This is a genomic window from Dryocola sp. LX212, from assembly GCA_041504365.1.
Lineage (GTDB): Bacteria > Pseudomonadota > Gammaproteobacteria > Enterobacterales > Enterobacteriaceae > Dryocola.
In genome coordinates this window covers 2,221,960-2,248,958 of sequence record CP167917.1, presented here as the reverse complement: position 1 = coordinate 2,248,958, position 26,999 = coordinate 2,221,960, and the positions used below count along the sequence as shown (strand labels likewise).

Here is a 26,999-nt window from a genome sequence, read left to right as displayed (position 1 = left end):
TTACTGTACCAGCGTGAAAGAAATAACGTACAGCTCATTCAGCCCAGGATATATTTCGCCAATCACCTGCTTTAACTGCGGCAGCGTCATATTTTCCTGACGGGCATGTTCATCGGTCAGCTCATCCATTTTTACTGGCAGCACGCTTTTTACGTCAATAGTACAAAAGTAAACATTATCCTCGTAGCGTCCTACCCGAAGCCGCTGTCCCTGCTGAAAGTGGGATTCAGCCTCATCGCGCAGGGTGATGGTCTTTCGTCCGGTGACAATGTCGGCTTCGAAACGCGCAAAGAAGGTAATATCGTTGTTCATGACGGGCACCCTGAAGAATCTAAAGCAAGACGCCCATCATACCTTTGCTCAGACAAACGCTGCCAGCGGATCTGCGGTTTCAAACGCAATCTTGCGATCCGCCTTCGGCGGGTAGATAAGTTCGCTGGTGATCGAAAGCTTAAGCTTTTTCGCTTCCGCGCGCGTCAGCTTCACATCCTGCTGCCACCCTTCGGTATAGACCGCGCCCCAGCCGCCCAGATCCAGACAGGTCACGTAGTTTTCCTGGCGATAGGTCAGCGGTGCGACGCCCAGCAGAGAAGCCGCGGCGTTATGCCCGACAAAGCGGCCCAGCATGATGGCATGCTGGCAGGTCATCAGCGCCACGTTGCCCTTGTCGTCGGTTGCTGCACGGGCAACGTCCCCGGTGGCGAAAATAGCGTCATAGCCCGGAACCTGGAGGAATTCGTTAACGTGTAGACGGCCCTGACCGTCACGTTGCGCAGCAATTTGCTGCGTCAGCTCGTTAGCCTGTACGCCTACCGTCCAGATGACCGTATTTGACTCAATGACTTCGCCGTCCGCCAGAATAATACCCTGCCCGTTCACTTCCGCAATCTCTGCGCCCAGACGCCATTCAACGCCCAGTTCGTCGCTGGCCTCACGAATCACTTCTCGCAGCTCTTCGCTCCAGCGGCCGCCAATCACACTCCCACGTTCAACGACAATGACGCGTGGCGTACTGCCTTCACCCAGAATCTTGCGCAGACGATGTGGCAGCTCGGTGGCAACCTCAATTCCCGTGAAGCCGCCGCCGCAGACGACGACGGTATTGCGTGCCTCGGTCTCAGGCTGCTCGCCGAGATGGCTAAGATGTTGTTCAAGGCGCAGCGCGGTTTCCAGCTGGTCAAGATCGAAGGCATGCTCTGCAGCCCCTTTCACTAAATCGCGGCGCAGGTGGCTGCCGGTTGCCAGTACCAGGCGATCGTAATGTTCAGGCGTGCTTTCATTTTTTGCGTTGCGATACCAGACGCATTTTCCTTCGGCGTCGATGCGCTGGGCTTCACCCTGCACAAACTTCACGCCGGTTACGTCAAACAGCGGCAGCAGCGGAGAAACTAACGTTTCCACCTTCTCTTCATAGAAGCGGGGGCGAACGCGCAGCTCAGGCTGGGGAGCAAGCACCACAATTTCGATATCGCTACGCTCGTGCATCGCCGCTAAACGAGCGGCGCTGAGCGCGGCCCACATGCCGGCGAAACCGGCGCCGAGAATAAGGATCTTTTGTTTCATTGGATCTTCCTTTACGAAATGAAGCCGACTCCGGCTGGTGACTACGACTATACTTGTCGCAGTTAACTCCGACAAGTATAGTCGTAGTTAGATTTAATCTCGCTTAAGACATGGCTTTCCATTGCATGCGGGAGAAGATATGCCTACATTACTCGGATTATTCACGGTGGGGGTTTTATGGCTTTTTACAGCGCGGGCGTGGAATACGGCATTCACAGCCTGGTGTGCATGGTGGACAGCAAAGGGAACGGCGTGGAGATGAGCGTGCGTGAAATCGCCGAGCTTCAGGGCGTACCCTACGACTACCTCGCCAAGATCTTCACCAAACTTTCAAAAGCCGGGCTGGTCGTCAGCAGCGAAGGCAAAGGCGGCGGTTTTACCCTGGCTCGCCTGCCGGAGCAGATAAGCGTACTGGACATCGTCGGGGCGATAGACGGCCCTAAAACAATCTTCGATTGTAAAGAGATCCGCCAGCGCATAGCAGTCTTTGACGACTCTCCCCCCGCCTGGGCCTGTGAAGGTATCTGCGGTATCCGCGCCGTGATGAATACCGCCCAGCAGCGTATGGAAGAAGCCCTGTCTCAGCACACGATTTTAGATCTGGCCCGCCGCTTCTACCGCAAAGCGCCGGATGAGTTTGTGGTAGAGGTGCAAGAGTGGATCAGGGATAAGCGCAGCCAGTGAATTGTCAGTTAAGTAGCGCTTAATTAGATTTTATGATTAATAGCTGCTTAATAAGATAAGAGGTAATTAAGCAGCTGCTTATTTATCCACCCACATCGACATGTCATATCGGGCTAACTTTATGTACAAAATGGCCTTCTCTGCGCGCTGATAATATTCTTCCGGGCGGAATAAAGGCCACGCTTTTGCTACGGATTTTATAGTTTATGACGGTAATTAATCGTCAGCAAAAATATTGATTCAATAAAATCGTTGCACCGTCATCAATAGATTTCAGCACCGCTTTTACGCAGCGGTTGACATCTTTTTCCGCCAGTCCTTCCAGTAAATCATCATAATTATGATGCCCCTGCGCTGTCTCTTGCGACTGCGGGTACAAATAGTTAAAACAAGGGCCAATACGCACCCATAACTGCTCGATGAGGACCGAGAGCGTCGGCATCTGCGCGTAGTCGTAGAGCTGAAAACGGAATGTGCGGTTGGCCTGTAACGCCTGTTCTACGTTGGCAGACAGTTTTGCCGTCCGGAAATGATCGTAGAGCTGGCGCAGCCTCTCAAGCTTCTCTGCGTCCATTAAGCGCACGGCTTCCGTCACCGCCATCACCTCCAGGCTCTTACGGATGGTAATAATTTCCTGATAGCGGCTTAATGAGATTTCCGGCACAAGAAACGCCTGTGCCGGGGTAGCGTCCAGCGCACCGGAAGAGACCAGACGTAATAACGCTTCCCTGACGGGAGTAATACTGGTGCCCAGCTGCTCAGCAATATCTTTGGTTACAAGCCGGGCGCCGGGTTTCAGTGCCCCGACAATAAGCGCACTTTTTAACCGGGCTTCAACCTGCAGAGTTAAACTCATTCTTTGCGCTTTTTCCAAATCGAACATGTTTATTTCCTATAGCAAAAAAACTATTTTGTATTTGTTTTTGCAGAACTGGTTTGTCATAAAGGGCAACTCTAAGATACAGGATGATTTTGCCCTTATCATTTTAATAATTAGCACGATTTTTATGTTAACTTTCCATAAGTTTTTAAACGCCAATAATGCACAGGATTGACTATAAATGAATCGACCGGGCCTTAAATTTACCACGCTGGCTGTCCTTTTAGCTTTATCCTCTTCGGTTAGTTATGCAAGTGAACTCACTATTGCCCAGCCTGCCTCCGCTGCAGCTATGGATCCGGGCTTTCTGAAAGAGGCGGCCACGCTGGTCGATAACATATTCGATACGTTAATCCTGCGCGACAGCGCCATGCAGCTCCAGCCGGGCCTTGCCACCTCATGGAAAGCGCTCGATGATACCACCTGGCAGTTCGACCTCCGTAAGGGCGTAAACTTCACCAACGGTGAGCCGGTTAACGCGGCGGCGGTGAAGTTCTCCATCGACCGTATTCTCGATCCGGCGAACCATGCCCCTACCATATCTTATATCCGAACCATAAAATCTGTTGAAGTATCTGGAGACTATCAGGTACGTATCCACACGGACGGCCCCGACCCGCTTTTGCCCACTCGCATGAGCCGTTACCCGACGTACATTGTCCCGCCTGCCTATCTAAGTAAAGTCGGTGCTGCAGAATTTGCACGAAAACCTGTCGGCAGTGGCGCGTATACATTAAAAGAATTTATACCAGATGAGCGGGTTGTCATGCAGGCCAACCCGGATTACTGGCGCGGTAAGCCGGCAATCGACACCGTCACCTGGCGCCCCATTCCCGAAGCCACGGCCCGTATTACCGCCCTGCTGACCGGTGAAGTCCAGCTGGTGGACAGCGTGCCGGCCGATCTGGTTGGCGCGCTGAAAAACAAACCCGGCATCCACCTGGAGCAGGTTAAAGGCGGCGGCCTGACGATTTATCTGGGCCTGAAAAATAACGAAAAACCACTGAATGACGTGCGCGTACGGCAGGCGCTGTCTTTAGCGCTTAACCGTCAGGCCTACACCAGTCAGCTGCTGCACGGTTTTGCTACGCCAACCGGTACCATGGCGGGGGCAAAAGATTTCGGCTATCTGAACGTCCCGGCTCCGGCGCAGGACATCGCCAAAGCTAAAGCGCTGCTGAAGGAAGCCGGTTACCCGGACGGATTTACTCTTAAATTCCAGGCTCCCCGCCGCTATATCGCCAGTGCCGAAGTCGGCCAGGCGATCGTACAGGATCTGGCGGCGATCGGCGTGAAGGCCCAGCTCGAAGTGCCTGAATGGTCGGTTTACACCCAGCAGGTGGCTTCAGGCAAGCAGGCAGATATGTACATGCTGGCCTGGGGATCAACACAAACGCTGGACGCCGACGCCGCGCTGTATCCTATTCTCCACTCCGGTGAACCGTACTCAACGGTCAATTCACCCGGGCTGGATAAGCTTCTTAACGCCAGCCGCAGCACCGTAGACAGCAAAAAGCGCGAACAGCTGCTGCAGCAAATCCAGCAGGAAGTGGCGAAAGAGCAGCCGCTGATCCCGCTGTACCGTGAAGATTCGCTTTATGCAAACGGCGACAGCGTGACGTTTAAAGGCCGTGCCGACGCGCGTATTCCGCTGTTTGACCTGAGAGTGAAATGATCTTCCCGAATAAATCGCTGACACGCCGTCCCCGGAAGCGCTTTTCCGGCGACGGTATCGTTGGGGGGGCCCTGCTGGCGATTGTCATACTCGCCGCGCTGATTTCCCCCTGGCTGCCCCTTCCCGATCCGTTAACCAACAGCCTGGCGGAGTTGTTCCAGCCGCCGGGTACTGCTACGGCTGGCGCGACCCACTGGCTTGGGACCGACCAGCTAGGGCGGGATCTGCTTTCCCGCATCCTCTCCGGCACAAGGCTGTCGCTGATGGTCGTCCTGCTGGCCGCGGCGATTGCCGCCGTCATCGGGACGCTGCTGGGGATGATCGCCGGCTACGTCGGCGGCTGGGTGGATGCCACCATCATGCGCCTGATGGATATTCAGCTCGCCGTGCCGTTTATCCTGCTGATCCTGCTGGTGATGGCGCTGTTTGGCACGACGCTTGAGAACATCATTATTATCATGGGCGTCACAAGCTGGGCGATTTACGCCCGCGTCGCGCGCGCCAAAACGCTCGAAATTCGTGAGCTGGAATATATCGAGGCCGTTCGCGGCATGGGGTTTTCCACCCCACGGATTCTGCTGCGCCACGTCCTTCCCAACCTGGCCACGCCGCTTATCGTCCTGCTGACGCTCGATATCCCCCGCCTGATTGTACTGGAAGCCTCAATTGGCTTTCTGGGCATGGGCATTCAGCCGCCAACGCCAACCCTGGGCAACCTGATCGGCGAGGGCCGCTCGTACATGCTGCTGGCCCAGTGGCTGGTGCTTTACCCCGGGCTGGTGATTGCCGCGCTGGTTATCGGCTGCAACCTGCTTGGCGACAGCCTGCTGCGCAAAACCCACACGAGGCTTGACTGATATGCTGCGCTACATTCTCTCGCGCCTCGGGCAGTCCGTGCTGGTCATGTTCGGCGTCTCGGTGCTGATTTTTTATAGCCTGCACCTCACCGGCGACCCGGCTGCGGTCATGATGCCGCCCGGCTCGAGCCAGGCAGAGATTGACCATTTCCGCCAGGCGATGGGCTTCGACAGGCCACTGCTTTGGCAGTACGGCCATTACCTGAATGCGGTTCTGCACGGCGACCTTGGCCAGTCACTGCGTTATGACCAGCCGGTTACGGAACTCATCGCCCAGCGCGTGCCGGCGACCCTGCTGCTGGCCGTGACTGCGCTGGCATGGAGCACGGTTGTTGGTTTACTGCTCGGGCTGGTGAGTGCCATCTGGCGTAATAGCTTTTGGGATCTGCTGGCGCGTTTGCTTGCCTTCAGCGGCCAGGCGATACCGGTGTTCTGGCTCGGCCTGCTGATGATTTTACTCTTCAGCCTGCAGCTGCGCTGGCTTCCTTCCAGCGGCTACGGCAGTGCCAGCCAGCTGGTCATGCCTGCCGTCAGCCTCGGTGCTTATTATATGAGCGCAATTGCCCGCCTGGTCCGCGCAAGCCTGATTGATGTGCTACACCTGGATTATATTCGCACCGCGCAGGCCAGAGGGCTGAGCCCGTGGCGCATCCTGATCCGCCACGGGTTGCGAAACGCGCTGATCCCTGTGGTCACCGTCCAGGGCATGTATTTCGCCTCGCTGCTAGGCGGCGCGCTGGTCACCGAAATCATTTTTGCCTGGCCGGGCATCGGCCGTCTGGCGGTGCAGGCCATTCAGAATCGCGACTTCCCGCTGGTGCAGGCGATCGTCCTGCTGGCGGCCCTGGTTTTTGTAATGGTTAACCTACTGATTGATTTGCTGTATGTCGTGCTGAACCCGAGGATCAGGTTATGACTCAACTTGACGCTACGCTTGCCCTGCTCCGGCAGCTCACGCCTTTTGAGAGCGTGGCGGGCAATCTGCCCCAACAACAAACCCTGGCTAAGTGGCTGGAAGAGTGGCTGGCCCACGAAGTGGATGCGCGGGTGATTTACCCGGTGCAGATGCAGCTGGGCGAAGATGCCCCGCCGCTGGTTCATGTCCGCATTGATATTGGCGCGCCCGAAACCGTCGTGCTGTACAACATGTATGATGTCATGCCCGCCACACCAGAAGGCTGGGACGTCGATCCCTTCGTGGGCGGCATCGTACACTGGCCCGAAAAGGGCGATGTGTTTATCGCCCGTGGCGCGGAGAATAATAAAGGTCCGCTGGCCGGCATGCTCATGGTCGTCCGGGATCTTTACCATTCAGGCCATTTGCACACCAATATAGAAATCCTGCTTGAGGGCGAAGAAGAGACCGGCAGCGGCCATCTGCGTCGCTATCTTACCCGTACGCCGTGCCCTGTCGACCCTGCTGCTGCGGTGCTGTTCCCTTCGCTTTGTGAATACGGCGGCGGCGTCCCGCGTCTTTACCTGGGCTTTACCGGCATGAGCGCAGGAAGGCTGAGTGTTAAAGGCGGAAGCTGGGGAGGGCCGACGGCGGCAATTCATGCCAGCAATGCGGCGTGGATCGCAAACCCCGTCTGGCGGCTGGTGCAGGCTCTTGGCACTCTTGCCCCCGCTCAGGCCAACGGAGTGCTGCAAACCCAGTCGCTGGATGAAGAAGCTGGCCAGCTGCTGGATGAGCTGGCCCAGGCGTTTAACCTGCAGGATGAACTGCGCTTCAGGCGCAGCGAAAAAATGGTGGTAGCGGGCGATACGTACAGCAGCCTCGCCTGGCTTCTTGGCAGTGCCGTGCTGAACATTTCGGACATCAGCAGCAGCCCGCAGGGGGGACGCGGGGTGATCCCATGGCAGGCCTGCGCTGAATTTGCGCTGCGTACTCCGCCCGGTATTGATGCCGATGCCCTGCTCAACCGCATGCGTCATCAGCTGCAAAATCCCGCTCTGGAAGGCGTTGAGCTATTGCTGAACGACAGCTATCCCGGACACCGCTTTAATCTGCACGACGCCGGGGTGCTGGAGCTGATGACCAGCTATCACCAGCAGCAGGCCCGACCGCAAATCTGGCCCTGGGCACCCGGCTGCGCGCCTGCCTACGCCTTTGCCCCCGTCGCCCCCGCCTTCCTGATTGGCGGGCTTGGCGAAGGCGGCAACGCCCACGGCATCAACGAATTTGTGACGCTGCGAGGATTAGCGCGGTATCAACAGTCGATTCGCGACTGGCTTCTGGCTTTCTAAAGGGAAATATCATGTCGGTAATGCGCTACTTAACTTACTCACAGGTAGCCGCTCTGGGGGGAAACGATCCGCTCAGCGCATTTGATGACGTTGTGGAGACAGTAAAGCTACTGCACAGCGGTGAGGCCAGCATGCCCGCTGAAACGCATGTGGATCTCACCTCGCCGCAGGGTAAGGTTTATTCCCTCCCAGCAACCGTCGGAGGTCGCTTTAACGCAGCCGGAGTGAAGTGGACGGCACACAGGCCGCAGGCACGGGACGGCTACCCGATGGCGATGGCCATGACGCTGTTAAACCGCGCGGACAACGGCCTGCCCGTGGCGATAATGCAAAGCGGATCGCTGACGGCGACCCGTACAGCTGCAGTCTCCGCACTGGCGTTACGCTATGCCAGCCCGAAACCGCCGCGGCGTATTTTATTGCTGGGAGCTGGCGTGCAGGCAGCAGCTCATCTGAAGATGCTTGCCGCACATTTCCCCGGGCTTGAAAAAATTTACTGCTGGAACCGCACGCCTTCACATCTGGAGGCCATGCTCAACCAGGCCGAAACGCTGCCCTGGCAAACAGAGAAGCTCACCAGCATCGAATATGCCCTCGCCCAGCCGTGGGATGCACTTATCACCTGCACCAGCGCCAGCCAGCCGTTCATCGGCCAGCAGTTTATCCAGCCGGGGCGAATGGTGATGCAGATTGGCTACCATGAAGTGAGCTTTGAGGCGATTGCCCGTGCAGATAAAGTGGTGGTAGACGGCTGGGGAGACTACTGCAATACCAGCGCCAAAAGCCTGTTCCAGATGTACCGTGCGGGAGAGTTCGTGGTGGATAGCGTGGGGGCAGATTTAAATGACCTGGTAGTAAACAACTGGCGCGCCAGCCCGACGGACAGCGTCTATTTTTCTTCGTTTGGACTGAACGTGTTTGATATCGCCCTTGCCGCCCGTGTGGCGCATGAGGCAGAGCGACAGGACGTCGGTACTGCGTTACCGCTGGAGTTCGCGCTCTCTTAGAAGCAGCGCCTGTCTGATATCGGGCGCCGCAGCCAGAAGCTGGCGGGTGTATTCATGGTTCGGACTTTCCAGAACCCTTGCCGTGTCGCCCATCTCGACGACCTTACCCCGGTACAGCACGACCACGCGGTCGCAGACCTGGCGCACAGCGCCCAGGTCGTGGCTGATAAACAGCACGGTTAAACCGAGCTTGTCACGCAGTGCCGCAAACAGCGCCAGGATTTGCCCGCGCACGGAGAGATCCAGTGCCGAAACCGCTTCGTCTGCCACCAGTAAATCCGGCTCCAGCGCTAACGCCCGGGCGATAGCGATACGCTGACGCTGGCCGCCGGAAAACGCCGCGGGCATGCGTGTCGCGAAGGCTGCATCAAGGCCAACCAGCTCAAGCAGCTCCGCTACACGCGCCGGAATTTGCGAAGCAGGCCGCAGTTTATGCACCCGCAGCGGTTCGGCGATCTGCTCGCCGACGGTCATTTTCGGATCGAGACTGGCGTAGGGATCCTGAAAGATAATTTGCGCCCTGCGCCGCATTTGCTGCAGCTCGCGCGAACTCGCACGCGATAAATTTAGCCCGTCGAACATCACCGTGCCGCTGTCCGGTGCAAGCATGCCGGTCGCGGTGCGGCCCAGCGTGGTTTTACCGGAACCCGATTCCCCAATAAGGCCGACGATTTCCCCCCGGCCAATGTCCAGCGTGGTTGAATGAAGCACCGCAGTCCGCTTTGGGGCAGCAAACGGCAGTGATGAAGTGACAGGGTAACTTTTTGTGACCTGAGACAGGTGAACCAGCGGCGTGCTGGCACGGCTGCGCCTGTCGAGCGGCATAATTACGGCTTCAGAGGCGGCGATTAGCCTGCGGGTATAATCCGCCTGCGGGCTGCCCAGCAAAACCGGCACCTCTCCCTGCTCAATAATGTTGCCCTGGTGCATGACGTACGCACGGTCGGCGTAGCGCGCCACCACGCTAAGATCGTGGGTGATAAATAACACGCCCATGCCCATGTCGCGCTGAAGCTCCTGCAGAAGCGCCAGAATCTGCGCCTGAATTGTTACGTCCAGCGCGGTCGTTGGCTCGTCGGCGATCAGCAGCGAGGGCTGGCAGCAGATGGCGCTGGCAATCATTACCCGCTGGCGCATCCCGCCGGACAGCTGGTGGATATACTGCTTTGCCCGCGCGGCAGGATCGACAATGCCCACCCGATCAAGCAGCGCGACCGCCTCACGGTGGGCCTGCTTCCAGCCCATATTCTGGTGGCGAACCAGCACTTCGGCAATTTGCTCGCCCACCTTCAGCACCGGATTCATGCTGCTCATCGGCTCCTGAAAAATCATCCCGATTTGCCTGCCGCGCAGGCCTTTTACAAAGGGTTTTCCAGGGGTTGCCACAACATCGTCGTTAAAACAAACCTCTCCGCCTGTTTGCCGGACACCCTCAGGCAGCAGGCCCATTACCGCGAGCGAACTCAGGGTTTTCCCCGACCCTGACTCACCGACCAGCGCAACGATTTCGCCCTTTTCAACGGCAAACGAAATGCCCTTTACCAGCGGGGAGTCATCCGACGTTGAAATCGCCAGTGAATTAACGGTTAGCAGAGATGGCTGGCCAGACATAGGCTTCCTGCGGCAGAGAAAACAAGGAGTTCCGAGACTATAAGATCGCGCTGCGGGGAACAAGATGAAATGCTGTTACCTTATTCATTTGTTTTATCTAGAGATAGCTACTTATACTTTGCCTGTTTATCACCAGAATGAATCCGCCATGACAGCCAAAGCCCTGAACCGCACAATGAGTCTCTCCGGTGGGATGATCCTGCTGGTGCTGGCCGCGCTTGCCATCATCACCGCCTCCCAACACTGGAGCGCCTTTATTCAGTGGTGCCTGAGCGTGCAGATCACCCTGCATCGCTACCTTGTGCTCTATCTGTTGCAGATTAATAACGCCCAGTACAGCGGTGGCATCTGGTTGCTGACCGGCAGCTTTATCTATGGCGTGCTGCATGCCATAGGGCCGGGACATGGAAAATTTATCGTCACCACCTACCTGAGCACCAACAATGAAACGCCTTTCGTCAGCCGTGCGGTGCCGTTTTTAGGCAGCCTGATGCAGGGCCTCACCGCCATTGCCTTTGTTTTTATCCTGTCGGTGTTGCTCAATCTTTCAGGCGGGGATTTAAGCCAGAGCCGCTGGTACGTTGAGAAGCTAAGCGCAATGCTGATCGGTGCGTTCGGGATGTTTATTATCTGGCGTGCGGTTCGCGGCTATCGGCCAGCGAAAATGCAGATAAAAAGCCTGGTGCCTGCCGGTCAGTCAGGCCATCAGCATGATGACCAGTGCGCTGCGGGCACAACCATGGCGTGGGCTACAGCGGACGGGACGGTAGCTGGATGACGCATCTGGGGGTGATTCTGGCCATCGGCGCAAGACCGTGCAGCGGCGCAATCATGATCCTGCTTTTCTCTAACGCGCTGGGGTTTATCACGTGGGGCATAATGGCGGTGATGACAATGGCGCTGGGGACAGCGCTGTCCATTATGACGCTCTCGGTAGCGGTGACCTGGGCGCGAGACGGTATCAGCAAACTCTATCTGACCCGCTCACCGCGGCATCGTCGCATGCTGACGCTAGTCCTGAAGGTCGTCGGCGGGGTTTTACTTATTCTCTTTGCCTGCGTGCTGTTTCTGACGGTGATACCGGTGAGCGCTAACGGGGATTATATCGCTGCGGGCTGCTGAATAAAAAAGGCCGGTCATCAAGACCGGCCTTTAGCGTTTCAACTGAAGTTACTTTGTATGAGTCCGTTTCAAACTATTAGTTACCTCCGTTCCGCCGTTACTGACCCCAACATACTCCTTCCCGTAACCCAGAAACAAAACCTGACTCACACTTTTGGCCTGGCGTATGTTTGAGGTTTATCAGAACAGCGAGAACATCAGCGCAACCGGAAAACTCATCGGCCAGGTCGCCCCAACCAGCACGGAACTTAACAGTTTGATTCGTTTAGATTCGTGAGACAAAAACCAGGTGATCACCGCAGAGATGCCCGACATTACAGCGTAAAAAACCAACATATGTTGATAAAGCGTCATTCTAATTTTTAATAATTGATAAAGAAATTTGGCAAATTATGCTCTTTTTATATGACGCAGATCAAGTTTTTACATCCCGAGAACAACGCTACGCGAGTGGTATCAGACAAAGCGTAGCGTCATCCCGCCTTCTAATGCTTTATCATCACGTGCCGGACTACCGTGTAATCCTCAAGCCCGAACAGCGACATATCTTTGCCGTAGCCCGACAGTTTCTGCCCGCCGTGCGGCATTTCGCTGACCAGCATAAAGTGCGTATTAACCCAGGTGCAGCCGTACTGTAACCGGGCGCTCATCCGGTGCGCGCGGCCTACATCCTGCGTCCAGACGGACGATGCCAGCCCGTAGTCAGAGTCGTTCGCCCAGCCCAGCACTTCCGCTTCATCGCTGAACGACGTCACGCTCACCACCGGACCAAAGACCTCTTTCTGCACGATGTCATCTTCCTGCTTTGCCCCGGCGAGCAGCGTCGGCTGGAAGTAGTATCCCGGGCCTTCCACCTTCGCGCCGCCTGCCACCACTTTCACATGCGGCAAAGCTTTCGCGGCCTCGACGGCTTTGCTCACCCTTTCAAGGTGCGCCTGTGAGCTGAGCGGCCCCAGCTCGGTGGATTCGTCATCCGGTGAGCCATACTTCAGACTGGCAACCGCCTCCCCAAGCTTTTCGACCAGCCTGTCGTAAATGCCCTTTTGCGCGTAAATGCGGCATGCTGCGGTGCAGTCCTGCCCGGCATTGTAGTAGCCAAAGGTACGGACACCTTCCACCACGGCATCCAGATCCGCGTCGTCAAAGACAATCACCGGCGCTTTGCCGCCCAGCTCCATGTGGGTGCGCTTAATCGAAGGCGCAGTATGGCTGATGATGTGCTCCCCCGTCGCGATAGAGCCAGTCAGCGATACCATCCTGACTTTATTGTGGCCGGTCAGCGCGTCTCCCACCGTTTGCCCACGCCCAAAAAGCACGTTCAGCACGCCAGCCGGAAAAACCTCTTTTGCCAGCTCTGCAAGTTTAAACGCGGTCAGAGGCGTGATTTCCGAAGGCTTAATGACGACGCAGTTCCCCGCAGCCAGCGCCGGGGCCAGCTTCCAGGCCGCCATCATCAGGGGATAGTTCCACGGCGCAATCGACGCCACCACGCCCACCGGGTCGCGGCGGATCATGGAGGTATGCCCGCTGAGGTACTCCCCGGCGGCCAGGCCATTCAGGCAGCGGCTCGCACCGGCGAAGAAGCGGAAAACATCTACCACCGCAGGAATCTCATCATTCAGTACGCAGTGGTAAGGCTTACCGCAGTTCTGCGATTCCAGGCGGGCGAAAACCTCAGCATTTTGTTCAATAACATCCGCCAGCTTCAGCAGATGCTCCGCTCGTTCTTTAGGGGTTGTCTGGCCCCACGACGTAAACGCCGCGTCTGCCGCCGTCACCGCCTCATTAACCTGCTCAACCGTCGCTTCGGCTATCTCCAGCAGCACTTCTCCGGTGGCCGGATTATAAACCGGCAGCTTCTCGCCCAGCCCATCCACTAACTGACCGCCTATCAACAGCTGGCTTTGCATAGTGATACCCCTGAAGTTATTCCCCATCCAAAAACAATAGCCTGAGCCAATATATCCTGTATGTACCAGGTGAAAAATTTCGTCAGCCTGTGATAGACCGCGCAGTAAACCCGCACGCAGGATCGCAGGCGCGGGTTAACATAAGCCTGTGTTTTTTAAGTGTAGACAGCAGGTCACCGCTGCGCTTCCTGGCAGCCCGCTTATTGCAAATTATAATAATTTCATATGGATGGAGGGGGTGAATGCAGGTTGCGCATATTGCACTATGGACCAACAATCTTGACTGGGGAAAGCTTCAAGGAAGCGGTAATTGGGTAATCTTGTTGAGATTACCTCCTGACTGCTGGCGGATGACGCAGGCTTATCCGCCCTACAGGCGACCTAACTACAGGGCGGATAAGCTTTAGCGCCCCGCCGCCGTGCCTTATTTATTCATTAACTGCAGATCGGCTTTACGCTGGCGCTTTAGCATCTGGTAGAAGTTTTCATGTGCGCCGAGGCTTAACAAGTAAAGCGCCAGGCGCGCATCAACCCAGCTGTAGCCCAGCAGCGCGAGCTGGCTGTTCAGATGAAATTTATGGACGCGCAGGTAGGCAAGATCGCCTTTTTTGCGCTCACCTATTTCCGGGTGAGCAATGACTTTCTCAATTTCATCTTCAACCTGCGTCAGCAGCGGGTACGGCAACTTTGCCAGCGCCTTGCCGAAGCGGGCCGTTTCATAGACAGTCAGGGGTTTGCTTTTTCGTTCTGCGGACATATTTCTGCACTCTGCCATTTTCCATTTCGCTTTGTGCCAGCATCGTCTCTTTGATAAAGCTGAACGGAAGATCCGGGTTATCCTCAACAATTTGCCCAATCTTCGCCCAGTATTCGATCTGCTTCGGCACGCTTCGGCTGCAGGCGTCGGCGTGAATTTTGACATCCGCTACAAACTGGTCATCTAACCGTATGCTAATAGCCATGTTCATGCTCCATCACCTCCTTGTGACCTTCAGTTATAAAGAGTAAAGCGCAATAAATCGCTACGCGCGACAAAATGTCGCACAAATGCGAGGCGTCTTCCAGAATTAAATTTCGCCGCTGTGATTCAGCTCTTTTTTATCCGATAAACCACATGCCGCCGCAGCGGATGGCCTGCCTCAAGCGCCGGATGGTCGAATTCCTCACCGCGCACCATGCCGATTTTGTCCATCACGCGCTGAGAAGGGGTATTCACCATAGCCGTGAAAGAGACAATTTCTGACATCCCATACTGTTCAAAGCCAATCTCCAGAGCTTTGCGTGCGGCTTCCGGCGCATAGCCTTTGCCCCAGAACGAGCTATCCAGCCGCCAGCCAATCTCAATACAGGGGGAAAATGGCAGCGGGTAAGACGGGACGTTAAGCCCGACGAAGCCGATAAACGCCCCGCTGCGCTTTTCCTCCACGGCCCAGAGGCCCCAGCCGTTGATTGCCATCTTTTGTTCGATAACATCGACCATGCCGTTGCTTTCTGCTGGCGTCAGCGTGTTAGGGAAATAGCGCATGACGTCAGGGCTGGCGTTCAGGCTGGCAAAGGGCCGCCTGTCGCTTTCTCGCCACGGGCGCAGTATTAGCCGATCGGTCCGGTAGTACATCAGGACTCCCTCATCTCTTTGATTAAACGTGACAACGTCACCACCGCCTGCTGCTCTCTTTCCCCCCACAGCCAGGAGGCATTAAGCCGGAAATAGTTGGCCCAGGCGTTCCCTGTGGTAAACATCTTCCCGGGCGCGATGCTGATTTTGTGGGCGATGGCCCGCTCGCTGAGCACGCTGGCGTCCATCCCCTCCGGAAGCTCCAGCCATAAAAAATAGCCGCTTTCGCTGTGGTGAATTTTTACGTCCACAGGCATGACCGCGTGCAGCGCCTGCCAGGCATGCTGTTTGCGTTCGGCCAGCACCCGCCGCAGGCGGCGCAGGTGCGTGTCGTAACGTTTGGTCGCCAGATAGTCCACCAGCGCCAGCTGCATCGGGGTGCTGGTGGATAACGTGCTCATTAACTGTAGCTGCTGGATGCGCCTTGCATGTTTCCCTGCCGCCACCCAGCCAATGCGAAAACCAGCCACCAGGCACTTCGAAAAGGAGGAGCAGTGCAGCGTGATGCCCTGCTCGTCGTAGGCGCGGGCCGGAAGCGGTCGCTCCCGTCCGAAGTACAGTTCGCTGTAAACATCATCCTCGATAAGCGTGACGTTATGCTCCTGCAGCAGCGTCACCAGCTGCCGTTTTTTCTCCGGCGTCAGGGTCACGCCAAGCGGGTTCTGGCTGTTGGTCATCAGCCAGCAGGCCTTAACCGGATAGTCGTTCAGCGCCTGTTTCAGCGCCGCCATATCGATGCCGTGCTGCGGATCGGTTGCCACTGAAACGGCCTTAAGCCGTAAACGCTCCAGCGCCTGAAGCGCGCCGTAGAAACAGGGGTTTTCGACTATCACCCAGTCCCCCGGCCCGGTGACGGCCTGGAGGCTTAAATTCAGCGCCTCCAGCGCCCCCGCAGTAATAACAATTTCGTCAGGCGAAACCTGCATCCCCTGCTGGGCGTAACGCCTGGCGATGGCGTGACGCAGCGCCTCGTTGCCCGGCGGGAGATTTTCTATCACGCTCATTGCCGCAACGGTACGCCCCACCGTCGCCAGGGATCGGTTTAGCTGCTGGAGTGGAAACAGGCGGGGATCGGGAAAAGCGGAGCCAAACGGCACCACCGAGGCGTCGCAGCTGGCCTGGAGAACGTCGAAGATATAGGTGTTAATGTCTACCGTTTCGTCGCTCATCACCTTTGCGGGCGCGGGAGTCGTCCGGGCAACCTGGCGCGGCGCAACGTAATAGCCGGACTGCGGACGGGCCACAATCACACCCTGGCTTTCCAGCACCTGATAAGCGTGGCCGACGGTCATAAAGCTCATGCCGCTGTTGGTCACCTGCTCGCGCAGGGACGGCAGTCTGTCCCCCGGCAGCCAGACGCCTAGCTCAATCTGGTCTTTAATCTGCTGCGCCAGCTGCTGATATTTCTTCATCTCGATTCCGCTCTCCGTGTCTATATCAGTCCGTTAAAAATACGCCATTTTCAAAAACTGTTATAGCTAAATAAGCGCTTTCGGTTTCTGCCATGGCCTGCAGCAACGCACTACCATAGCCTCGTCGTTATTGTGCTTTGAGGTTGTAAATGTTCGGTTTAGATGCGTTTCACCTGGCGAGGATCCAGTTTAATCGCGACATCGATAAATATAGATTTTTCAGCAAGTTGAGCAACAACTATGAGGCTCACCCCTATCAATCCCAGCATGAGTAATTGCTTAAAAACAATAAGATATAAATAGTTTTGCGGGTTAGGGGAAGAATGTGTAAGGGAGGAAACTGTTATGGTTTTATGCTTACAGTTTGTTTCTACAACCCAGACTTAGTGCGGCCTACAATCGAGATGAATGTTTTTTATACGGAGATTTGCATGTTCGGTTTAGATGCGTTTCACCTGGCGAGGATTCAGTTTGCATTTACTGTCTCCTTTCACATTATCTTCCCGGCCATCACTATTGGGCTTGCCAGCTACCTGGCGGTGCTTGAAGGGCTATGGCTGAAATCCAGAAATCCCGTTTACCGCTCGCTTTATCATTTCTGGTCGAAGATCTTCGCCGTTAACTTCGGCATGGGCGTGGTCTCCGGGCTGGTGATGGCCTACCAGTTCGGCACTAACTGGAGCGGTTTTTCCCAGTTTGCCGGGAGCATTACCGGCCCGCTGCTGACCTACGAAGTGCTGACCGCCTTCTTCCTGGAGGCCGGCTTTCTTGGCGTGATGCTTTTCGGCTGGCAGCGCGTCGGCCCGGGCCTGCATTTCTTTGCCACCTGTATGGTCGCGTTGGGCACCATTATTTCAACGTTCTGGATCCTCGCTTCCAACAGCTGGATGCAGACGCCGCAGGGGTTTGAAATCCACAACGGGCAGGTTGTCCCGGTGGACTGGTTCGCGGTGGTGTTCAATCCTTCCTTCCCTTACCGCCTGTTGCATATGTCCGTCGCAGCGTTTCTTAGCAGCGCGTTTTTTGTTGGCGCTTCTGCGGCCTGGCATCTGTTGCGCGGCAACAAAACGCCGGCCATTAAAACGATGTTTTCTATGGCGCTGTGGATGGCGGTCATCGTCGCCCCGCTTCAGGCGCTGATTGGCGATATGCACGGTCTGAATACGCTGAAGCATCAGCCTGCAAAAATTGCCGCCATTGAAGGCCACTGGGAAAACATTCCCGGCGAGCCAACGCCGCTGCTGCTGTTCGGCTGGCCGGATATGGAACAGGAGCGCACGCGCTACGGGCTGGAAATCCCCGCGCTTGGCAGCCTGATCCTCACGCACAGCCTGGAGAAACAGGTTCCCGCGCTGAAAGAGTTTCCGAAGGAGGACAGGCCAAACTCGACGATGGTGTTCTGGTCGTTCCGCATCATGGCCGGGCTCGGCATGCTGATGATCCTCCTCGGCGCCATCAGCCTTTGGCTGCGTTACAAAGATCGGCTTTTTGAAAGTCGCCCCTTCCTGCATTTCGCGTTATGGATGGGGCCGTCCGGGCTGATAGCCATTCTTGCCGGCTGGGTGACCACCGAGGTGGGACGCCAGCCGTGGGTGGTTTATGGCCTGCTGCGCACCAAAGACGCGGTATCCGCGCACGGTAATCTGCAAATGAGCATCAGCCTGCTGACGTTCTTTGTGGTCTATACGTCGGTATTCGGCGTGGGCTACAGCTACATGGTGCGGCTAATCAAAAAAGGCCCGCAGCCCTTTGATGCGCATCCGCCCGCCGCCCCTGGCACCCCTGCCCGCTCGCTCTCTGCGGTGAATGAATCTCTGGAGGAGACACGCTGATGGGTATCGATCTTTCCGTTATCTGGTTTGTGATTATCGTCTTTGCCACGCTGATGTATATCGTCATGGACGGTTTCGATCTGGGCATCGGCATCCTGTTTCCCTTTATCCGCAGCGCTGACGACCGGGATGTGATGATCAACAGCGTCGCGCCGGTCTGGGACGGCAATGAAACCTGGCTGGTGCTGGGCGGCGCGGCGCTGTTCGGTGCGTTTCCGCTGGCCTACGCGGTGATTGTCGACGCGTTGACCATCCCGCTGACGCTGATGCTGATCGGCTTAATCTTCCGCGGCGTGGCGTTTGAGTTTCGCTTCAAAGCGACGCCGGAACATCGTTCGTTCTGGGATAAAGCGTTTCTTGGGGGATCGATCCTGGCGACGTTCTGCCAGGGTGTGGTGGTGGGTGCTGTGATCACTGGCTTCCCCGTGGCGGGCCGAACGTTCGCGGGGACGCAGCTCGACTGGCTGACGCCGTTCAATCTGTTCTGCGGCGCGGGCCTGCTGGTGGCCTATGCCCTGCTCGGCGCCTGCTGGTTGTTGATGAAAAGCAAGGATCCTCTGCAGATCAAAATGCGCATGATAGTGAAGCCGCTGCTGCTGGCGCTGCTGATTATTATCGCTATCGTCAGCGTCTGGACGCCGCTATTGCATGAGCAGATTGCCGCCCGCTGGTTCAGCCTGCCGAACCTGTTCTGGCTGCTGCCCGTGCCGGTACTGGTTCTGCTTTGCAGCCTGTGGCTGTGGCGCAGCGCGGGCAGCAGTACCAGCCTGCACAGCACGCCGTTTGTCCTTACGCTTGCGCTGGTATTTCTGGGCTTCAGCGGTCTTGGGATCAGCATCTGGCCCTGGATTATCCCGCCGTCCATCACGCTATGGCAGGCCGCCGCCCCGCCGCAAAGCCAGGGGTTCATGCTGGTTGGCGCGCTGTTTATTATCCCGATCATTCTGGTTTACACCTTCTGGAGCTACTACGTATTCCGGGGCAAAGTGCAGCACGGCGAGGGGTATCACTGATGAACAAGATAAGACAGCTGTTATGGATGGTGGCGCTCTGGGCAGGCAGCGTGCTGTTGCTCGCCGCCGTGAGCATGGTGTTCCGGCTGCTGATGAACGCAGCCGGATTTAAATCATGACTGGCAGACTATCGGGCTATGGAGCTGCTGCCTGCGCAGAAGCGTAATCACCGCCAGCAGCAGCATGATCGCAATTTCCACTCCCGTAAATCCCATCATCGCCGTGAGATAATTCCCGTGGCTAAGGTCGCGAAACTGCAGGAACAGCGCGCCGAAGATTGCAGGACCAAGCCCAAGGGTGGACTGCTGGAGCGTGCTTAAAATCGCGCTTCCGGCCCCCGCATCGTTCGGGGCGATATCTCTCATCCCCAGCCGATAAAAGCTGTTGACGATCAGCGCCTGGCCATACCCTGTAAGGTGCGGGCTGCCAGCAGTTTTTCAACGCTGCGGGCAACGCCGCAAAACAAAGAGGCGATGCCAAACAGGGCCACGCCCCACATCAGCACGCGCCTGCGCCCCAGGTTATCACCCAGCTTGCTGCCCACCGCCAGGCAGACCGCAAAGGCGACGCCGTACAGCGCGACGATAAGCTCCAGCTGCGTGTGGCTGGTTCCCAGCGAACGGGTGATTGAGTCGAGGGCGACATTGGTGATTGAAGTATCGATCAGCGGCAGCATCTGGCTTGTCAGCAGCAGGATTAATCCGGCCCGCCCGAGAGAAACAGGGGTGATATTCATCAGGAACTCCATTGCATGGTTCAGGTTACCGGGCTAGCATTCACCAATCCATAACCGGGTACCAGTTCCTGCTTATACTGGTACTGGCACTACCCTGCAGGAGTTTGCTATGGCCACCGTAACCGACTTTGAACCGCGCCTCACCACGCTTGAGGACAATCGAAAAATGCTCGCTGCTTTTCTGCGAACCCGCAGGGAAAGCCTTGACCCTCAGCGTCTTGGCCTGCCGCGCAGCGGTCGCCGCCGCACACCCGGGCTGCGTCGGGAAGAGGTCGCCCTGCTGGCGGACGTCGGCGTCACCTGGTATACCTGGCTTGAGCAGGGGCGCGAGGTTAATCCCTCCGTCAGCGTCATGACCGCCATCGCCAGCGCGTTGCAGTGCAGTCCTGTAGAAACACGCCACCTGTTTATCCTTGCGGGGCTGTCACCTTCTGAGATCCCCGCATCGGCAATCTGTGAAAACCTCAGCCCCGCCTCACGCCGCCTGCTGGACGCGCTGATGCCCAACCCGGCCTGCATGCAGACCCCCAATTTCGATATCCTCGGCTACAACCGCAACTTTTGCCTGCTGATGGGTGTGGATCTGGATAGCGTCCCACAGGAAGAGCGCAACTGCATTTACCAGTATCTGACCAGTGAAACCTGGCGCAGCCGGCTGGGCGATAAAGAATCGTTGATGCCGTTGTTCGTGGGCTACTTTCGCGCGGGCATGACGGAAAACAGGGGCAATCCACGCTGGGAAGCGCTGCTGGAGCAATTTACCCGCGTCTCCGCAGAGTTTAAGACCTTGTGGCAACAGCGTTATGAAGTGAAAGGAATTGAAAACCATCTCAAAGAGTTCATCCACCCGCAGATTGGCACCGTTCAGATGCAGCAGGCCAACTGGTTCTCTACCCCACGAGACGGTGCTCGCCTGCTGGTTTACCTGCCGGTGGATGATGCCGGAGAGCGGGCTCTTGCGGGGCTTTCGGAATATTAGGTTGCCGGCAAGAAACCGCTTTATCACGCGGCTGCGCTTGCCCGGTAAACTAAATATCGCTACATTCCTCGGCTCCACGCTGGTCCTGACTGAAACGGATAACTGAAATGACCTATACCTGGCTGATTATTGCCATTGTGGCGGAAGTGATTGCCACCACCTCCCTGAAACTCTCCGAAGGCTTCAGCCGCCTGTGGCCGAGCGTTGCCACCGTGCTGTTTTACGCCGTGGCTTTTTATTGCCTGTCGCTGACCATGCGCACCATCCCCACGGGCGTGATTTACGCCATCTGGTCCGGCGCGGGCATTGTGTTGATTGGAGCAGTTGGCTGGATTTTCTTAGGCCAAAAGCTGGACTGGCCCGCAATCGCCGGTATGGCGCTGATTATTATTGGCGTGCTGGTGATAAATTTATTTTCGAAATCCGTCGCGCACTGATTGTTTGCGGTGGATGACGCTCGCGCTTATCCACCCTACAAAGACTTAACCTTTCATCAACAGAACTCAGTCTCCCTCCTCTTTTACACTGCTGACAATTCTTTAACGCTCTTTTGAATAATCAAATAGTCACTTACCGGAATTATCTATACAGTGTGGCCGTCACGTTAATGAGGTTTGGGAAAATGGTTAATAAACTGCGCGCAAGGCTGGGAATGATTTTACTGCTGATGAGCGCCGCACTCTTCTCCGGCCAGACGATGGCGGAGTCACACGGGCATCTGTTTCTGGTAGTAAAAAGTGCAGACATGCTGCTACGCCATCAGGCCGACAGCGATGAGATCCGCCAGAGCGCGGAAGAAGCCGCAGCGGATTTTCGTGAACGTTACCACCACGTACAAATAAAGAAAGCGCCAACGACCATTGGCTAAATAAACGGGCGGAGTAGCACGTATGCCATCCGCCGCATGAGTTTACTTCTCGCCGAAATGAATCACGGTACGAATCGATTTCCCTTCGTGCATGAGGTCAAACGCTTCGTTAATCTGCTCCAGCGGCAGGCGGTGGGTAATAAACGGATCGAGATTGATCTTTCCAGCCATCGCGTCCTCTACCATGCCCGGTAACTGCGTACGGCCTTTTACGCCGCCGAATGCGGAGCCACGCCACACGCGGCCGGTCACCAGCTGGAACGGACGGGTTTTGATCTCCTGGCCCGCACCGGCCACGCCGATAATCACGCTTTCGCCCCAGCCTTTATGGCAGCATTCCAGCGCGGAACGCATCACGTTCACGTTGCCGATGCACTCGAAGCTGAAGTCCACGCCGCCGTCGGTCATCTCAACGATGACGTCCTGAATCGGCTTATCGTAATCTTTTGGGTTGATGCAGTCGGTCGCGCCCATCTCCGTGGCGAGCTTAAACTTCTCCGGGTTGGTATCGACAGCCAGGATACGCCCGGCTTTTGCCTGTACGGCACCCTGAATGACCGCAAGGCCAATACCACCTAAGCCAAATACCGCTACGGTGTCGCCTTCTTTAACTTTTGCGGTGTTATGAACCGCACCGATACCGGTCGTCACGCCGCAGCCCAGCAGGCAGACTTTATCCAGAGGAGCCTGTTCGTTTACTTTCGCCAGTGAGATCTCCGCCACAACGGTGTATTCGCTGAAGGTGCTGGTGCCCATGTAGTGGTAAATTGGCTCGCCGTTGTAGGAGAAACGGGTGGTGCCATCTGGCATAAGACCTTTGCCCTGCGTGGTGCGAACGGCCTGGCACAGGTTGGTTTTACCGGATTTACAGAACTTACATTCTCCACATTCGGCGGTGTAAAGAGGGATAACATGGTCGCCCGGCTTCAGGCTGGTAACGCCCTCGCCCACTTCAACCACGATACCGCCGCCTTCATGGCCCAGCACCGCAGGGAATACGCCTTCCGGATCGTCGCCGGACAAGGTAAAGGCATCGGTATGGCACACGCCGGTATGGGTAATTTTTACCAGCACTTCGCCTTTTTTCGGCGGTGCGACGTCAATTTCTACGATTTCCAGAGGCTTGCCCGGACCGAATGCTACTGCTGCACGTGATTTCATTGTCTTCTTCCGTCGTCAGGTGGGAATGTATTTATTTTAGATAAGAGCGGATCAGATTACCGACTTCCGCCATACGCACGGCGCGCTGCTCCTCGGAGGTCTCCCCCGCGACCAGCTCATCCTTCAGGTGGATTTCCATCATCTCGCCCATCAGGCCGTTAGCGGCACCGCGAACGGCGGCGATCTGCTGCAGAATAGCGATGCAGGGATCGCCGTTTTCCAGCGCGCGCTCAATCGCCTCCGTCTGACCGCGAATGCGGCGCACGCGGGTCAGAATGCGTTTTTTGTCTTCCGGTGAATGGGGCATAGCGGCCTCCTGATACTATAGGGGGGTATCGTACATGTAATTAGGGCCCGGGTAATCATTATCTTTTAACTATTTTCACGGTACGGGCTAACCTTCACAGTGTTATCCGGCGCCAGCAGGCCGAGGAATGGCATCCGTGCCAGACGGCTCAAACGTGGCCGCGCTGTCGACACTGAATATCTGGTCCGGCAGCGTGAAACCGCGAAGTGCCAGCAGTGCCAGCGGTCCTTTGCCCAGCTGTGAGCGCAGCACCCACTGCAGGGTTCGACCGTCCGGCGCGGTAAAGCTCATCATCCACTGGCTGCGGTCGAGCTGTCGGCGTTTGCCCTGCTCCAGCCAGCGAATGAAGCCCCAGGTCCCGCTGTAATCCCCGAACAGGCGCGCGCCGGCGTTAACGGTGGTCCAGGTCAGCATGGTTCCCGGCCTGTACGTGTCTCCCGGCCAGCGGAAGGACTGCCAGTCAGCCATCTGATTGAAGTAGTGCAGCTTCTGACCGTCAATGGTCAGCTGGGTTTCCACCACCTGCGGTACAGGACGCGCCTGCAGCTCAAAGCTGATGCCCTGGCTGCCGTCGGTGAACAGAATGTCTGACAGCTGGCTCAGCTGATTCATCGCCCGCAGGAAGGCCGGGTTAAAGCTCAGCCCCTGGCCGTTGACCTTATCCGGCACCCACTGGCTGCCCTCCTTGTGCAGCACGCCGCTGAGCTCCGTCGTCAGGAAGCGCTCAATGCGTCCGCTGTCCTTGCGCAAAAACTCAGCCAGCATCGGCAGGGAGGCATCACTTTTGCTCGCCGCAAACGGGAAGCGCCCGTCAAAGGCGGTGTGCCAGTTCGCCACCACGGAGCGGCTCCACTTGTCATTGAGGCTGGCCGCCGACGGCTGAAGCACGGTCTCCCAGGCCTGGGTCAGCGGCTGCACAAACATCGTGCTGCCAAAGCCGCTCCACTCCTCGCCAAGGCTTGCGGAAATCAGGCTGCCGTACTGCTGGGTGTCGGTCAGGTCCACGCTTTTCCCCTGGAACACGGTCTGCGCCAGGGTCTGCATCATCTCCTGCGGGTCGGAAGCGCTGGCCACCTGTTGCAGACGCAGACGCACGCGGGTGATGCGGGTCAGATACGTCTGCAGGCTCAGGGAGGTGTCAGCCGGCATGACGTTGCTGCCTTTGTTTTTACCCATCAGCATCAGCAGCGGGCTAAAGGTTTCATCGAGCGGCCCCTGCGGGCCTGATGCAGACTGGTCAATCGCGGGTTTGTCTTTTCCACCCACCAGGTCTTTAGCCGATTTGAGGATGGAATCGGAAAGCCCTTCGCTTTGCTGGCCGGTCTGCCCCTGCCAGGCAATGGTGTTCATCAGGGCAATCAGCGGAGACTGGCGGACATCGCTCATCAGCGTCAGCTGGTCGGTGACGTCCGCAATATTATTTGCCGGATTAAGCCGCAGGCCGTTGAGGAAGCTCAGCCAGCTGCCGGCAAAGTCGGCGAAGTAGCGCTGCGTCAGACGCGCCTTCAGGGCCTCCGGCGACAGGTCAGCCGATACGGCCTGATGGGAGTCGCTGAGCACCCAGTCAATTTCATCCCGGCGTGAACGTGCCGCCTTCTCAATCGCCTGCTGAATGCCCCCTTCCCATGCCTGGCGGGTGAACATGCCCGGCACCACCTCATCGGTGGTAAACAGGCGGCGGGCGTCGGTACCGCTGGTCATGTCCTCCAGAGAGACATCGGCAAAGTTACGACGCACGGATTTGAGCATGTTCTCGTACAGCGTGCTTTCCGCGTTGCGCCGCCCTATCTGCTGCAGCAGCACCTGGCGGCTCTGGCTGACCAGCTGCATGTCCGGGGTGATTTTCCACTGCGGCTGCGCTGGCAGTGCGGAGAGATAAAACGCCCACAAATCCGGCGACAGGCTTTGCCACAGGCCGGTTGAGATACCCGTGCGCGTCGGCTGCACGGCCTTCATGGTCTGCGCGAAAAATGCGCCGTCGGCTTTATCCGGACGGGACATCATCAGCCAGGCTTTCAGCTGGTCATAGCCCGGCTTCGCCAGCCGTGCCCGCTGGTCGCCGTTGGGCGCGGAGTTTGCCAGCGCGCTGAGCTTCTGCGTCAGGGCGGCATTTGCCGGGTCGCGTATCAGGCGGTTGTTCGCCACGCCGTACCAGGGCAGCATCGCGTCGAGCAGCTGCCGGTTATGGTCCAGACCGAAGCGCTGGTACCAGGGTGCACCTTCCTGAACACGGTGCTGCAGGCGGCCGGCGTCATTACGCAGCGTATGCAGGGCCGTCAGCTGGTAATCCGAGACGGAAGGATGCTCCACCAGGGCATGCGCCTGCTGCGCCACAGAGACAATCTGCAGACGGTTGACCGCAAACGACAGCAGCGTCCCCGCCCCCCAGACACCAATAATAGCCATCAGCGTCCAGGCAAGCGTCTGCTCCCAGGCCATGCCGACACGGCTGCCACGAATACGGATACAGTCGTCCACGATGCCCTGCCAGGTTACCGGCAGGGTCAGCGCATGGCGTTGTGATTCAGGGATATATTTTTCTGCATCGGCCAGTGCAGAGGCAGCGGCTCCCTCTGACGTATCAGCGGGTTGATTCTCCGGCAGGCTGAACATCAGGCCACGCAGCGGCACGCGCTGCTGTGAGGCAGACAGCCATGGCACCAGCTGCTGGGCCCAGCGGGCGATACCGCCGTCTTTGAGGTGCTGGCCCAGGCGCAGCAGGAAGTCGTGGCCGTTGTTCTCAGCGACCTGACTCACCCCCTGCGTGCGCAGTGCCGGCAGCATCAGCTCAAGCTGGCGGGTAATATCGTCAGGCTTAGCACGCAGCGGGAAACTGGCCCCTACCGCCTGTTCAGTGCGTTTTGCCTGCGGCCAGGTGCTGTCGCACAGCTGCCACAGCCAGACCGGGGCGGAATAACGGAGCAGCTCGCTGATTTTTTCCAGGCCGCGTAAATCGTTGTCACTTATCCGCGGGGTCAGATTAAGCGACTGCGGCATGACACGCACAATCCCGTCCAGTGGGCGTCCGCGGCGCAGTTTGCGCAGCGCGGTGTATTTTTCCTTGTCGGGCTCAGCGGTCAGGCTGCCGCCGTAAAGCAGAACGGTACGGTTACCTTCAAGCCACTGGTTTTCCTGCAGGCCAGGTACCAGCTGCCCGATTGCGGCTTCGTCGCCGGTGATCAGCAGCAGGCGGGTTTTACGACGCCAGAAGATCAAGTACCGTCTTCTAAGATGTTTGATCAGTGCTGAATAATCATATTGATCCGACGCTCTTTCTCCATTGTGATTGTTTTCACCATCAGGCGTAACGGGAGAAGGATTTTGTTGCCAGAGCAAAGTAAAAAATACCACGGTGCATAATGTGGCACTCAGGATGATGAAACCTGCCAGCACATACCAGAAATTATCGTCACCGCTACCGGAGGGCAACTGTGCTGTCTGTGCAAGAACAAAGAGCACCATAAACAGGATTGCCACGATAAGTAGCCCCGCTCCCATGGGTTTCGAAACCTTTTTCATG

Annotated in this window: 26 protein-coding genes and 2 pseudogenes; 13 read left to right on the top strand and 15 right to left on the bottom strand. The window is 57.1% G+C overall.

Annotated elements, in window-relative coordinates:
• Both yqfB and ACA108_10780 read right to left on the bottom strand, forming a co-directional pair.
• Positions 1–312, bottom strand: coding sequence for a N(4)-acetylcytidine aminohydrolase (yqfB, locus tag ACA108_10785; protein ID XEX97945.1), 312 nt, complete (start codon positions 310–312; stop codon positions 1–3).
• A gap of 48 nt (positions 313–360) precedes the next feature.
• Positions 361–1,563, bottom strand: a complete 1,203-nt coding sequence (locus tag ACA108_10780; protein XEX97944.1) for an NAD(P)/FAD-dependent oxidoreductase — start codon at positions 1,561–1,563, stop codon at positions 361–363.
• Positions 1,564–1,740: 177 nt separating this feature from the next.
• Between ACA108_10780 and ACA108_10775 the strand changes: the two genes are divergently transcribed.
• A complete protein-coding gene (locus ACA108_10775; GenBank protein XEX97943.1) occupies positions 1,741–2,247 on the top strand; it encodes an Rrf2 family transcriptional regulator in 507 nt (168 codons plus the stop codon).
• A gap of 223 nt (positions 2,248–2,470) precedes the next feature.
• Here ACA108_10775 and ACA108_10770 read toward each other — a convergent pair whose 3' ends face one another.
• On the bottom strand, positions 2,471–3,130 hold the full coding sequence (locus ACA108_10770) for a GntR family transcriptional regulator (protein XEX97942.1): 660 nt from the start codon (positions 3,128–3,130) through the stop codon (positions 2,471–2,473).
• 178 nt (positions 3,131–3,308) lie between these two features.
• Here ACA108_10770 and ACA108_10765 point away from each other — a divergent pair, with 178 nt between their 5' ends.
• From ACA108_10765 to ACA108_10745, 5 genes are read left to right on the top strand one after another with little or no spacing between them, the layout of a single operon-like run.
• Entirely contained in the window at positions 3,309–4,802 is a 1,494-nt protein-coding gene (locus tag ACA108_10765; protein ID XEX97941.1) for an ABC transporter substrate-binding protein, read from the top strand.
• Positions 4,799–5,659 (top strand): ABC transporter permease, encoded by an 861-nt coding sequence (locus ACA108_10760; protein XEX97940.1) that lies wholly within the window; start codon positions 4,799–4,801, stop codon positions 5,657–5,659. Before ACA108_10765 ends, ACA108_10760 begins: the two co-directional genes overlap by 4 nt.
• Before the next feature lies 1 nt (position 5,660).
• A complete protein-coding gene (locus ACA108_10755) occupies positions 5,661–6,575 on the top strand; it encodes an ABC transporter permease (protein XEX97939.1) in 915 nt (304 codons plus the stop codon).
• The gene (locus tag ACA108_10750; protein ID XEX97938.1) at positions 6,572–7,906 is read left to right on the top strand and encodes a M20/M25/M40 family metallo-hydrolase; all 1,335 of its coding nucleotides are present in this window, start codon (positions 6,572–6,574) and stop codon (positions 7,904–7,906) included. Before ACA108_10755 ends, ACA108_10750 begins: the two co-directional genes overlap by 4 nt.
• Before the next feature lie 20 nt (positions 7,907–7,926).
• Positions 7,927–8,913 carry an ornithine cyclodeaminase family protein gene (locus ACA108_10745; protein XEX98075.1) on the top strand — a complete coding sequence of 329 codons (987 nt, stop codon included), beginning with the start codon at positions 7,927–7,929 and terminating at the stop codon, positions 8,911–8,913.
• Here ACA108_10745 and ACA108_10740 read toward each other — a convergent pair.
• Entirely contained in the window at positions 8,887–10,524 is a 1,638-nt protein-coding gene (locus ACA108_10740; GenBank protein ID XEX97937.1) for a dipeptide ABC transporter ATP-binding protein, read from the bottom strand. The genes ACA108_10745 and ACA108_10740 overlap by 27 nt on opposite strands.
• A gap of 193 nt (positions 10,525–10,717) precedes the next feature.
• Here ACA108_10740 and ACA108_10735 point away from each other — a divergent pair.
• A pseudogene (locus ACA108_10735) lies at positions 10,718–11,646 on the top strand (nickel/cobalt transporter).
• A 180-nt stretch (positions 11,647–11,826) separates the two neighbouring features.
• Here the strand turns inward: ACA108_10735 and ACA108_10730 are convergent.
• The 6 genes from ACA108_10730 to ACA108_10705 form a co-directional block, all read right to left on the bottom strand.
• On the bottom strand, positions 11,827–12,000 hold the full coding sequence (locus ACA108_10730) for a GhoT/OrtT family toxin (GenBank protein ID XEX97936.1): 174 nt from the start codon (positions 11,998–12,000) through the stop codon (positions 11,827–11,829).
• Between the two features lie 131 nt (positions 12,001–12,131).
• On the bottom strand, positions 12,132–13,556 hold the full coding sequence (patD, locus tag ACA108_10725) for an aminobutyraldehyde dehydrogenase (GenBank protein XEX97935.1): 1,425 nt from the start codon (positions 13,554–13,556) through the stop codon (positions 12,132–12,134).
• A 424-nt stretch (positions 13,557–13,980) separates the two neighbouring features.
• Entirely contained in the window at positions 13,981–14,313 is a 333-nt protein-coding gene (locus ACA108_10720) for a type II toxin-antitoxin system RelE/ParE family toxin (GenBank protein ID XEX97934.1), read from the bottom strand.
• Entirely contained in the window at positions 14,273–14,518 is a 246-nt protein-coding gene (locus ACA108_10715) for a hypothetical protein (protein XEX97933.1), read from the bottom strand. Before ACA108_10715 ends, ACA108_10720 begins: the two co-directional genes overlap by 41 nt.
• 125 nt (positions 14,519–14,643) lie before the next feature.
• Entirely contained in the window at positions 14,644–15,171 is a 528-nt protein-coding gene (locus ACA108_10710; GenBank protein ID XEX97932.1) for a GNAT family N-acetyltransferase, read from the bottom strand.
• The gene (locus ACA108_10705; protein ID XEX97931.1) at positions 15,171–16,583 is read right to left on the bottom strand and encodes a PLP-dependent aminotransferase family protein; all 1,413 of its coding nucleotides are present in this window, start codon (positions 16,581–16,583) and stop codon (positions 15,171–15,173) included. Before ACA108_10705 ends, ACA108_10710 begins: the two co-directional genes overlap by 1 nt.
• A gap of 431 nt (positions 16,584–17,014) precedes the next feature.
• Here ACA108_10705 and ACA108_10700 point away from each other — a divergent pair, with 431 nt between their 5' ends.
• The 3 genes from ACA108_10700 to ACA108_10690 are packed head-to-tail and all read left to right on the top strand — an operon-like array spanning position 17,015 to position 19,547.
• On the top strand, positions 17,015–18,415 hold the full coding sequence (locus ACA108_10700) for a cytochrome ubiquinol oxidase subunit I (GenBank protein XEX97930.1): 1,401 nt from the start codon (positions 17,015–17,017) through the stop codon (positions 18,413–18,415).
• Positions 18,415–19,428 (top strand): cytochrome d ubiquinol oxidase subunit II, encoded by a 1,014-nt coding sequence (cydB, locus tag ACA108_10695; protein XEX97929.1) that lies wholly within the window; start codon positions 18,415–18,417, stop codon positions 19,426–19,428. The genes ACA108_10700 and cydB overlap by 1 nt, the downstream gene beginning before the upstream one ends.
• The gene (locus tag ACA108_10690) at positions 19,428–19,547 is read left to right on the top strand and encodes a DUF2474 domain-containing protein (GenBank protein ID XEX97928.1); all 120 of its coding nucleotides are present in this window, start codon (positions 19,428–19,430) and stop codon (positions 19,545–19,547) included. The genes cydB and ACA108_10690 overlap by 1 nt, the downstream gene beginning before the upstream one ends.
• Here the strand turns inward: ACA108_10690 and ACA108_10685 are convergent.
• The gene (locus ACA108_10685; GenBank protein ID XEX97927.1) at positions 19,542–19,793 is read right to left on the bottom strand and encodes a hypothetical protein; all 252 of its coding nucleotides are present in this window, start codon (positions 19,791–19,793) and stop codon (positions 19,542–19,544) included. The two genes, ACA108_10690 and ACA108_10685, sit on opposite strands and share 6 nt — an antisense overlap.
• 41 nt (positions 19,794–19,834) lie before the next feature.
• Positions 19,835–20,164, bottom strand: a pseudogene (locus ACA108_10680) (MFS transporter).
• Positions 20,165–20,273: 109 nt separating this feature from the next.
• On the opposite strand from ACA108_10680, the gene ACA108_10675 reads away from it, so the two are divergent.
• The 3 genes from ACA108_10675 (at position 20,274) to ACA108_10665 (ending at position 22,011) form a co-directional block, all read left to right on the top strand.
• Positions 20,274–21,143: a helix-turn-helix transcriptional regulator gene (locus tag ACA108_10675; protein XEX97926.1), complete on the top strand. Its 870-nt coding sequence runs from the start codon at positions 20,274–20,276 to the stop codon at positions 21,141–21,143.
• 107 nt (positions 21,144–21,250) lie between these two features.
• Positions 21,251–21,580 carry an SMR family transporter gene (locus ACA108_10670; protein ID XEX97925.1) on the top strand — a complete coding sequence of 110 codons (330 nt, stop codon included), beginning with the start codon at positions 21,251–21,253 and terminating at the stop codon, positions 21,578–21,580.
• A 185-nt stretch (positions 21,581–21,765) separates the two neighbouring features.
• Positions 21,766–22,011 carry a DUF2554 family protein gene (locus tag ACA108_10665; protein ID XEX97924.1) on the top strand — a complete coding sequence of 82 codons (246 nt, stop codon included), beginning with the start codon at positions 21,766–21,768 and terminating at the stop codon, positions 22,009–22,011.
• 42 nt (positions 22,012–22,053) lie between these two features.
• Here the strand turns inward: ACA108_10665 and ACA108_10660 are convergent, their stop codons facing one another.
• From ACA108_10660 to ACA108_10650, 3 genes are all read right to left on the bottom strand, one after another.
• The gene (locus ACA108_10660; GenBank protein ID XEX97923.1) at positions 22,054–23,172 is read right to left on the bottom strand and encodes an S-(hydroxymethyl)glutathione dehydrogenase/class III alcohol dehydrogenase; all 1,119 of its coding nucleotides are present in this window, start codon (positions 23,170–23,172) and stop codon (positions 22,054–22,056) included.
• Positions 23,173–23,203: 31 nt separating this feature from the next.
• A complete protein-coding gene (locus tag ACA108_10655) occupies positions 23,204–23,479 on the bottom strand; it encodes a metal/formaldehyde-sensitive transcriptional repressor (protein XEX97922.1) in 276 nt (91 codons plus the stop codon).
• Positions 23,480–23,581: 102 nt separating this feature from the next.
• Positions 23,582–26,998 (bottom strand): ImcF-related family protein, encoded by a 3,417-nt coding sequence (locus tag ACA108_10650; GenBank protein XEX97921.1) that lies wholly within the window; start codon positions 26,996–26,998, stop codon positions 23,582–23,584.
• Position 26,999 lies beyond the last annotated feature (1 nt).

Excerpts from the sequence above, each read along its gene's own strand:
- ACA108_10715 (XEX97933.1), bottom strand. The coding sequence starts at position 14,518 with ATGGCTATTAGCATACGGTTAGATGACCAGTTTGTAGCGGATGTCAAA.
- ACA108_10705 (XEX97931.1), bottom strand. The coding sequence starts at position 16,583 with ATGAAGAAATATCAGCAGCTGGCGCAGCAGATTAAAGACCAGATTGAG.
- ACA108_10650 (XEX97921.1), bottom strand. The coding sequence starts at position 26,998 with ATGAAAAAGGTTTCGAAACCCATGGGAGCGGGGCTACTTATCGTGGCA.
- ACA108_10675 (XEX97926.1), top strand. The coding sequence starts at position 20,274 with ATGGCCACCGTAACCGACTTTGAACCGCGCCTCACCACGCTTGAGGAC.
- ACA108_10655 (XEX97922.1), bottom strand. The coding sequence starts at position 23,479 with ATGCCCCATTCACCGGAAGACAAAAAACGCATTCTGACCCGCGTGCGC.
- ACA108_10775 (XEX97943.1), top strand. The coding sequence starts at position 1,741 with ATGGCTTTTTACAGCGCGGGCGTGGAATACGGCATTCACAGCCTGGTG.
- yqfB (XEX97945.1), bottom strand. The coding sequence starts at position 312 with ATGAACAACGATATTACCTTCTTTGCGCGTTTCGAAGCCGACATTGTC.
- ACA108_10760 (XEX97940.1), top strand. The coding sequence starts at position 4,799 with ATGATCTTCCCGAATAAATCGCTGACACGCCGTCCCCGGAAGCGCTTT.
- ACA108_10665 (XEX97924.1), top strand. The coding sequence starts at position 21,766 with ATGGTTAATAAACTGCGCGCAAGGCTGGGAATGATTTTACTGCTGATG.
- patD (XEX97935.1), bottom strand. The coding sequence starts at position 13,556 with ATGCAAAGCCAGCTGTTGATAGGCGGTCAGTTAGTGGATGGGCTGGGC.
- ACA108_10730 (XEX97936.1), bottom strand. The coding sequence starts at position 12,000 with ATGACGCTTTATCAACATATGTTGGTTTTTTACGCTGTAATGTCGGGC.
- ACA108_10765 (XEX97941.1), top strand. The coding sequence starts at position 3,309 with ATGAATCGACCGGGCCTTAAATTTACCACGCTGGCTGTCCTTTTAGCT.
- ACA108_10755 (XEX97939.1), top strand. The coding sequence starts at position 5,661 with ATGCTGCGCTACATTCTCTCGCGCCTCGGGCAGTCCGTGCTGGTCATG.
- ACA108_10780 (XEX97944.1), bottom strand. The coding sequence starts at position 1,563 with ATGAAACAAAAGATCCTTATTCTCGGCGCCGGTTTCGCCGGCATGTGG.
- ACA108_10710 (XEX97932.1), bottom strand. The coding sequence starts at position 15,171 with ATGTACTACCGGACCGATCGGCTAATACTGCGCCCGTGGCGAGAAAGC.
- ACA108_10700 (XEX97930.1), top strand. The coding sequence starts at position 17,015 with ATGTTCGGTTTAGATGCGTTTCACCTGGCGAGGATTCAGTTTGCATTT.
- ACA108_10720 (XEX97934.1), bottom strand. The coding sequence starts at position 14,313 with ATGTCCGCAGAACGAAAAAGCAAACCCCTGACTGTCTATGAAACGGCC.
- ACA108_10745 (XEX98075.1), top strand. The coding sequence starts at position 7,927 with ATGCGCTACTTAACTTACTCACAGGTAGCCGCTCTGGGGGGAAACGAT.
- ACA108_10740 (XEX97937.1), bottom strand. The coding sequence starts at position 10,524 with ATGTCTGGCCAGCCATCTCTGCTAACCGTTAATTCACTGGCGATTTCA.
- ACA108_10690 (XEX97928.1), top strand. The coding sequence starts at position 19,428 with ATGAACAAGATAAGACAGCTGTTATGGATGGTGGCGCTCTGGGCAGGC.
- ACA108_10750 (XEX97938.1), top strand. The coding sequence starts at position 6,572 with ATGACTCAACTTGACGCTACGCTTGCCCTGCTCCGGCAGCTCACGCCT.
- ACA108_10670 (XEX97925.1), top strand. The coding sequence starts at position 21,251 with ATGACCTATACCTGGCTGATTATTGCCATTGTGGCGGAAGTGATTGCC.
- ACA108_10770 (XEX97942.1), bottom strand. The coding sequence starts at position 3,130 with ATGTTCGATTTGGAAAAAGCGCAAAGAATGAGTTTAACTCTGCAGGTT.
- ACA108_10685 (XEX97927.1), bottom strand. The coding sequence starts at position 19,793 with ATGAGAGATATCGCCCCGAACGATGCGGGGGCCGGAAGCGCGATTTTA.
- cydB (XEX97929.1), top strand. The coding sequence starts at position 18,415 with ATGGGTATCGATCTTTCCGTTATCTGGTTTGTGATTATCGTCTTTGCC.
- ACA108_10660 (XEX97923.1), bottom strand. The coding sequence starts at position 23,172 with ATGAAATCACGTGCAGCAGTAGCATTCGGTCCGGGCAAGCCTCTGGAA.